Origin of the sequence: Pseudonocardia sp., assembly GCF_050246655.1 — a bacterium.
Lineage (GTDB): Bacteria > Actinomycetota > Actinomycetes > Mycobacteriales > Pseudonocardiaceae > Pseudonocardia.
Genome location: NZ_JBFWVQ010000183.1, coordinates 1 through 7,304, shown reverse-complemented (window position 1 = coordinate 7,304; position 7,304 = coordinate 1). Strand labels below are relative to the sequence as shown.

Genomic DNA, 7,304 nt, shown 5'->3' with positions numbered 1-7,304 from the left:
GGACGCGATCGGGCGCTCGTGGCAGATGTCGACCATCCAGGTCGACCTCATGCTCCCGGACCGCTTCGAGCTGGAGTACACCGCGCCGGACGGCTCCCGGCAGCGGCCGGTGATGATCCACCGGGCGCTGTTCGGCTCGATCGAGCGGTTCTTCGGGGTGCTGCTGGAGCACTACGCGGGCGCGTTCCCGGCGTGGCTCTCGCCCGTCCAGGTCGTGGCGATCCCGGTCACCGACGAGCAGGTCCCGGCCGTGAACGAGGTTGCGGCGGAACTGCGGTCGCACGGCATCCGGGTCGAGGTGGACGCGGGCGACGACCGGATGCAGAAGAAGATCCGCACCCACACCCTCGCGAAGGTGCCGTTCCTGCTGCTCGTGGGCGCGCGCGACGCCGAGGCCGGTGCGGTGAGCTTCCGGTTCCGGGACGGCACGCAGCGCAACGGGGTGCCGGTGGCCGAGGCCGTGGAGCTGGTGCGCGAGTGGATCGCGCGCCGGGAGAACGCGAGCCCGACGGCGGAGGCGTTCGGCGGCTGACCCCGCCCTAGGATCGCCGCCATGGGTGAGGCGGCCGAGCCGGAGGTGGAGGTGCGCGACGGCGTCGGCACCCCGGACGGGTTCCGTCGCCTCTGGACGCCCCACCGCCTCGCCTACATCAAGGAGGCCGCCGAGGGCGACGACGCCTGCCCGTTCTGCCGGATCCCGTCGCTCCCCGACGACGAGGGCCTGGTGGTCGCCCGCGGCCGGGAGGTCTACGCGGTGCTGAACCTGCACCCGTACAACCCGGGGCACCTGCTGGTGCTGCCGTACCGCCACATCGCGGACCTCGAGCAGCTCACCGACTCCGAGGCGGCCGAGATCATGGCGTTCACCCGCGACGCGGTCCGGGCGATGAAGCGGGTGGCGGAGCCGCACGCCTTCAACGTGGGCCTGAACCTCGGGGCGGTCGCGGGCGGGTCGCTCGCCGCGCACCTGCACCAGCACGTCGTGCCGCGGTGGGGCGGGGACGCCAACTTCATCACGGTCGTCGGGCAGACCAAGGTGATCCCTCAGCTGCTGTCGGAGACCCGCGAGCTGCTGGCGAACGCCTGGCCGTACTGATCCGGGCACTGATCCGGGCACTGATCCGGGCACTGATCCGGGCACTGGGAAGAGCCCGAGACCGCGGCCCTGATCCGGTGTCCCCCGGGCGCGCGGCGAGCGTCACGGCGGCGCGGGTCCCGATCGGACTAGGCTGGACCGGGTCTGCAGCAGGTCCCGGCAGGAGCCCATGCTCAACGTCTTCGCGCGTGCCCATGTCGGTCGGGTGACCGACCCGATCGGCCGGTGGCTGGTGGACCGGGGTGTCACCCCGGACGCCGTCACGGTCGTCGGCACCGTCGGCACGGTGGTGCCCGCGGTCTGGTTCCTGCCGCGGAACCAGCTGTTCCTCGGTGCGGCCCTGATGACGGTGTTCGTGCTGTTCGACATGCTCGACGGCGCCGTGGCCCGGGCCCGCGGGCACGGCACCCCGTTCGGTGCTGTGCTGGACTCGGTGTGCGACCGGATCGCGGACGGCGTGCTCTTCGCGGCCCTGACCTGGTGGTGCCTGGAGGTCGGCGACGAGCGGGCCCTCGGGGTGGCGGCGCTCATCTGCCTGGTCGCGGGCCAGCTCGTCTCGTACGTGAAGGCGCGTGCGGAGGGCGCGGGCCTCAACGCGGACGGCGGGCTGATGGAGCGCCCCGAGCGGCTGATCGTCGCGCTCACCGCCACCGGCCTGCACGGGCTCGGCGTGCCGTACGCGCTCAACGTCGGGCTGTGGCTGCTGGCGGTGGCCTCGGTGTGGACGGTGGGCCAGCGGATCGTCGCGGTGCACCGCAGCGCGAAGGCGGGACCGCGGACGTGAACCGGGACGAGGTCGTCGCGGCGCTGGTGTCGGCCGGGTTCGGGGCCGGCTGGCGGGCGGTCCGGGCGCTGCCCGAGCCCTTGGCCCGCGCGGCCTTCGAGCGGCTCGGCGAGCTCTCCGCGCGCCGGGGCGGGCCGGGCGTGCGGCGGCTGCGGGCCAACCTCGCCCGCGTCGTGCCCTCGGCGGGGGCTGCCGAGCTGGACGCGCTGGTCCGGGCCGGGATGCGCAGCTACGCGCGCTACTGGTGCGAGGCGTTCCGGCTGCCGTCGCTGGACCCGGCGCAGGTGCACCGCCGGATGGACCCGCACGTTACGGGTGCCGGGCCCGCCCTGGACGCCGTCGCGGCGGGCCGCGGGGTGGTGTTCGCCCTGCCGCACAGCGGCAACTGGGATCTCGCGGGCGTCTGGATGGTCGAGACGCTGCGCCGCAGCGGGCACGAGCCGGTGCTCACGACTGTCGTGGAGCGGCTGCGTCCGGAGTCGCTGTACCGGAGGTTCGTCGCCTACCGCGAGTCGCTGGGGTTCGAGGTCCTCGCGGTGGACGACGCCGTCGGCACGCACCGGGCGCTCACCGCGCGGCTGCGCGCGGGCGGGGTCGCGTGCCTGGTGTCGGACCGCGACCTCACCGCGGGTGGCGGCATCGAGGTGTCGTTCTTCGGCGAGGCGACCCGCTTCCCCGCGGGCCCGGCCCGGCTCGCCTCGCTCACCGGGGCGCTGCTCGTCCCGGCGTTCCCCCGGTTCACCCCGGACGGCTGGGCGCTGCCGATGGCCCCGCCCGTCCCGGTCGCCGGGCGGGCGGACGTCCCGGCGGCGATGCAGGCCGTCGCGGACGCGTTCGCCGGCCTCATCGCGGCGGCCCCGCAGGACTGGCACATGCTCCAGCCGCTGTGGGACGCGGACCGCGCGCGGGTGGCGGCATGACCCCGGCGGTGCGGGTGGGGCTGCGCGTGGGGATCGTGTGTCCCTACTCCCTGGACGTTCCCGGCGGGGTGCAGGCGCACGTCGTGGACCTGGCGCGGGCACTGCGCGCGCTCGGGCACACCGTCGAGGTGCTCGCCCCCGCCGACGGCGACACCCCGCTGCCGGAGTTCGTCACCCCGACCGGGCGCGCGCTCTCCGTGCCCTACAACGGGTCGGTGGCCCGGGTGGCGTTCGGCCCGGTCTCCTACGCGCGGGTGCGGCGCTGGCTCGCCGACCACGAGTTCGACGTCCTGCACATCCACGAGCCGACGACCGTGAGCATCTCCGCGCTCGCGCTGATGGTCGCCCACGGGCCGATCGTGGTCACCTTCCACACCTCCACCGAGCGTTCGCGGGTGCTCACCGCCTTCCGCGGGATCGCCCGCCCCCTCATGGAGAAGGTGACGGCCCGCATCGCCGTGTCGCCGCTGGCCCGCCGCGTGCAGGTCGAGCACCTCGGCGGGGACGCCGTGGAGATCCCGAACGGGGTGGACGTCGCCATGTTCGCCGACGGGCAACCGTTGCCGGACCGGCCGCCCGGCCCGTCGGTGGGGTTCGTGGGGCGTTTCGACGAGCCCCGCAAGGGCATGCCGGTGCTGCTGGACGCGCTGCACCGGCTCGGCGCCGCCGCACCGCGCCTGCTCGTCGTCGGCCGCGGGGACGTCCCCGGGCTGCTGGCGGCGGCCGCGGGCCTGCCGGTGGACGCGCTCGGCCCCGTCGACGACGCCACCAAGGCCGCCGCGCTGCGCTCGGTCGACGTGTTCTGCGCGCCCCAGCTCGGCGGGGAGAGCTTCGGGATGGTGCTCACCGAGGCGATGGCCGCGGGCGCGCCCGTGCTGGCGAGCGACCTGGACGCGTTCCGGGCCGTGCTCGGCGACCCGCCGGCGGGCCTGCTCTTCCCCACCGGGGACGCGGGCGCGCTGGCCACGGCCCTGCGGGCGCTGCTCGCCGATCCCGTCCGGCGCGCCGGGCTGACGCGGGCCGGCCGCAGGCGGGTGGCCCGCTTCGACTGGCCCGTCGTCGCGGCCTCCGTCGTGCGGGTCTACCGCGCGGCCATGGCGGCCGATCCGCGCCGGGTGCTGGGGGAGGCCGGGTGACCCTGCTCGCGTGGATGCTGCTCGCGGTCGCCGCGGTCGTGATCGCGCTGGTCGTCTCGTGGTGCGTGTCGCGGGCGCGGCGGCTGGACCGGCTGCACGTCCGGCTGGACGCCGCCCGCGCCGCCCTGGATGCCGCGCTGGGCCGGCGCGCCGCGGTCGCCGTCCGGGTCGCCGACGGCGGGTCCACACCGGCCGCGCCGTCTGTGCCGTCTGCACAGACCCGGGCCGCGGCGGACCCGGCGGTCACGGCGCCGCTGCCCGCCCTGCCCGCGGACGCCGTCCCGGCGCTGCGCGCCGCCGCCACCGATCCGGCCCGCCACGCCGCCGGCATCGACGAGCGGGAGGACGCCGAGAGCGCGCTGACCCGCGCCCTGGCCCGCGTCGACCGGCCACGGCTGCCCCGGGCCGTCCACGAGGAGCTCGTCGACGCCGAGCAGCTGGTCGTGCTCGCCCGCCGCGTGCACAACGACGCCGTCCGCGACACCCTCGCCCTGCGCTCGCGCAGGCTCGTCCGCTGGCTCCGGCTCGCCGGTACCGCGCCCGAACCGCGGTACTTCGACATCGCCGAGCCGGAGCCGGACCGCTACGGCTACCTGGCCGTCGTGGTGACGGGAGGAGCGTCGGAAGCGCCGGACCCCTCACGTACGCTGGGGTGACCGCTGGGGCCGCCCTCAGCACCCGAGATCCGCCGATGAGAGGTACCGCCGTGCCGTCCGACGCCGCCCGCCCAGACTCCGCTGCGCCCCACCTGGGCACCGCGCGCGTGAAGCGCGGCATGGCCGAGATGCTCAAGGGCGGCGTGATCATGGACGTGGTGACGCCCGAGCAGGCGAAGATCGCCGAGGACGCGGGCGCGGTGGCCGTCATGGCGCTGGAGCGCGTGCCCGCGGACATCCGCGCGCAGGGCGGCGTGGCCCGCATGAGCGACCCCGACATGATCGAGGGGATCATCGGCGCCGTCTCCATCCCGGTGATGGCCAAGGCCCGCATCGGCCACTTCGTCGAGGCGCAGGTGCTGCAGTCCCTCGGCGTGGACTACGTGGACGAGTCCGAGGTGCTCACCCCGGCCGACGAGGCCCACCACGTCGACAAGTGGGCGTTCACGGTGCCGTTCGTGTGCGGTGCGACGAACCTCGGCGAGGCGCTGCGGCGCATCGCCGAGGGGGCGGCGATGATCCGTTCCAAGGGCGAGGCCGGCACCGGCAACGTCGTCGAGGCCACCCGGCACATGCGCGCGATCCGCGCGGAGATCCGCCGCCTGGCGACCCTGGATCCCGCCGAGCTGTACGCCGCGGCGAAGGAGCTGCGGGCACCCGTCGACCTGGTCGCGGAGGTCGCGCGCGTCGGGAAGCTGCCGGTGGTCCTGTTCACCGCGGGCGGCATCGCCACCCCGGCGGACGCGGCGATGATGATGCAGCTCGGCGCCGAGGGCGTGTTCGTCGGTTCCGGCATCTTCAAGTCGGGTGACCCGGCGCGGCGCGCCGAGGCGATCGTCAAGGCAACGACGTTCCACGACGACCCGGACGTCATCGCGAAGGTCTCCCGCGGGCTCGGCGAGGCGATGGTCGGCATCAACGTCTCCGAGCTGCCCGAGGACCAGCGCTACGCCGCGCGCGGCTGGTGAGGGCCGGTTCTCCTGGTGAGCGCCGCTGCCGGGACCGACCGCGATCGACACTCCACTGAAGATCAGGCATTCGGGTGATCGTCGGGTCGCCGAACGGGCTTGTGGAACCTCTCGGTCACCGAGAGCGTCTCAGGGGTACCGATCGAGGTACCTGAGGGGGATCGGCGATGGTGGACGCTCCGGGTAGGGACTTCGGCGACATCGCGAGATTCGCCGCGGAGGTACGTGCGGAGGTCGAGGCCGTCCTCGACCACGCCGAGGCGATGGACGAACGCGATCGCGTCCTCCAGATGGCCGACGCGCTGGCCCGCGACGCCGTCCGCGAGGTCCGCTTCGGCATGTTCGCCGAGTCGTCGGCCGGGAAGTCGCTGCTCGTCGGAGCGCTGGTCGGCAACCCGCTGCTGCTTCCGGTGGATCTGCGGACCGTGACCTGCAACATCACCGAGCTGCGGCTGCGGCCGGTCGAGGTGGAGGTGGCGCGGATCGCCACCGCGAGTGCGGAGTACCTGCGCAACGAGGAGGTCGCGGAGTACGTCGGGCATCTCCTCGCCGAGACCGAGCGCCACGTGCAGGCCGCGGGCGGTGCGGCGGGCGCGCTCGGCGGGCTGCAGGCGGACTGGTCGGGGCTCTTCCGGCTCGGGGAGCTGCTCGGGGACCCCGGAGCGCTGCGGTTGGGCGACAACGCCCGCGCCGGCCTCCTCGACGAGGTCCGGGCCATGCTGTCGGCCCGCACGGCGATGGACAGGCACGGGATCGTGCCCGGTGCCGTCGAGGAGCTGGCCCGCGACGGAGCCGTCGACCGGGATGCGTTCGCCGATCTCGTCGACCACGGCGCGACGGGTCCTGCGGCCGACCGGCAGGCGATGGTGCGGCGCGTCGTCGTCGACGTCGAGGTGCCACTGGACCTCTGGGGCCGGGGGCTCCTGCACGGCGCGGGGGTCCGGCTGGTCGACGTCCCCGGCACGCGCAGCGGCCGCCGTCCCGTCCGGGACGGCTACCTGCGCAACCGGGAGATCGACGCGGTCGACACGGCGCTGGTGTTCCTGGACTCCACGCCGGGCTCGGTGACCGAGTCCCGCGAGCTGGAGGACCAGCTGCGCCGTCGGGCCGACGCGGTGCTGGTGGTCGCGGGGAGGTTCGACCGCACGCACGAGGTGCCCGGCGTCCTGCTCGACGAGCCGCGGGTCGGGGCCGAGGAGGCGGCCGTCCTGGAGCGGTCGCCCGAGCTACGGATGCTGGTCGAGGCCGCCCGCGCGCTGCTGCCGCGCGGCCGCGACGACCGGATCTTCTTCGTCTCGCCGTACGCGACGATGGCGCTGGCCGAGGAGCTGGGGCTCGGCTGGTCCGCCCGGGACGTGGCGGCGACGCTGCGTGCCGGGCAGGGGGTGGCCACCGCCCGCGACCGCGTCGAGGGTTGGCGGAGGTTCGGCCGGATCCCCGGCGCGCTCGGTGACGGGCTCGCGGCCTTCACCATCGACGGCGGGCTGGACCGGCTGCGCCGCGGGATGGCCCGCCACGCCGCGGACGTCGGCGTCGACCAGGCGCTGCGGCGGTTGCTGGAGCAGGCCGAGGACCTCCGACTGGCCTTCGAGCGGCTGACGCGGCTCCGCACCGAGCTGGGCGAGGTGCACCAGGGCGACGACGACGCCCGGCGGCTGTTCGAGCGGGTCCTCGGCACCATCGCCGGGCGGGTCGTGGAGACCCGCAAGACCCTCGCGCAGCGGCTGGCCGACCCCGAGGCGGC

Annotated in this window: 8 protein-coding genes; all 8 read left to right on the top strand. The window is 75.2% G+C overall.

The window, feature by feature from the left end:
* A partial coding sequence (locus tag AB7J25_RS29395; protein ID WP_428514420.1) for a His/Gly/Thr/Pro-type tRNA ligase C-terminal domain-containing protein occupies positions 1-532 on the top strand: 532 nt, incomplete at its 5' end.
* A 21-nt stretch (positions 533-553) separates the two neighbouring features.
* Positions 554-1,096, top strand: a complete 543-nt coding sequence (locus AB7J25_RS29390; protein ID WP_428514418.1) for an HIT family protein — start codon at positions 554-556, stop codon at positions 1,094-1,096.
* Positions 1,097-1,265: 169 nt separating this feature from the next.
* On the top strand, positions 1,266-1,880 hold the full coding sequence (gene pgsA / locus AB7J25_RS29385; protein ID WP_428514416.1) for a phosphatidylinositol phosphate synthase: 615 nt from the start codon (positions 1,266-1,268) through the stop codon (positions 1,878-1,880).
* The gene (locus tag AB7J25_RS29380) at positions 1,877-2,800 is read left to right on the top strand and encodes a phosphatidylinositol mannoside acyltransferase (protein WP_428514414.1); all 924 of its coding nucleotides are present in this window, start codon (positions 1,877-1,879) and stop codon (positions 2,798-2,800) included. The genes pgsA and AB7J25_RS29380 overlap by 4 nt, the downstream gene beginning before the upstream one ends.
* Before the next feature lie 20 nt (positions 2,801-2,820).
* On the top strand, positions 2,821-3,936 hold the full coding sequence (locus AB7J25_RS29375; RefSeq protein WP_428514423.1) for a glycosyltransferase family 4 protein: 1,116 nt from the start codon (positions 2,821-2,823) through the stop codon (positions 3,934-3,936).
* A gap of 2 nt (positions 3,937-3,938) precedes the next feature.
* On the top strand, positions 3,939-4,592 hold the full coding sequence (locus AB7J25_RS29370; RefSeq protein WP_428514422.1) for an NUDIX hydrolase: 654 nt from the start codon (positions 3,939-3,941) through the stop codon (positions 4,590-4,592).
* 35 nt (positions 4,593-4,627) lie between these two features.
* Positions 4,628-5,560 (top strand): pyridoxal 5'-phosphate synthase lyase subunit PdxS, encoded by a 933-nt coding sequence (gene pdxS, locus AB7J25_RS29365; RefSeq protein ID WP_428514412.1) that lies wholly within the window; start codon positions 4,628-4,630, stop codon positions 5,558-5,560.
* A gap of 167 nt (positions 5,561-5,727) precedes the next feature.
* A partial coding sequence (locus AB7J25_RS29360; RefSeq protein ID WP_428514410.1) for a hypothetical protein occupies positions 5,728-7,304 on the top strand: 1,577 nt, incomplete at its 3' end.

Excerpts from the sequence above, each read along its gene's own strand:
- pdxS (WP_428514412.1), top strand. The coding sequence starts at position 4,628 with ATGAGAGGTACCGCCGTGCCGTCCGACGCCGCCCGCCCAGACTCCGCT.
- pgsA (WP_428514416.1), top strand. The coding sequence starts at position 1,266 with ATGCTCAACGTCTTCGCGCGTGCCCATGTCGGTCGGGTGACCGACCCG.
- AB7J25_RS29390 (WP_428514418.1), top strand. The coding sequence starts at position 554 with ATGGGTGAGGCGGCCGAGCCGGAGGTGGAGGTGCGCGACGGCGTCGGC.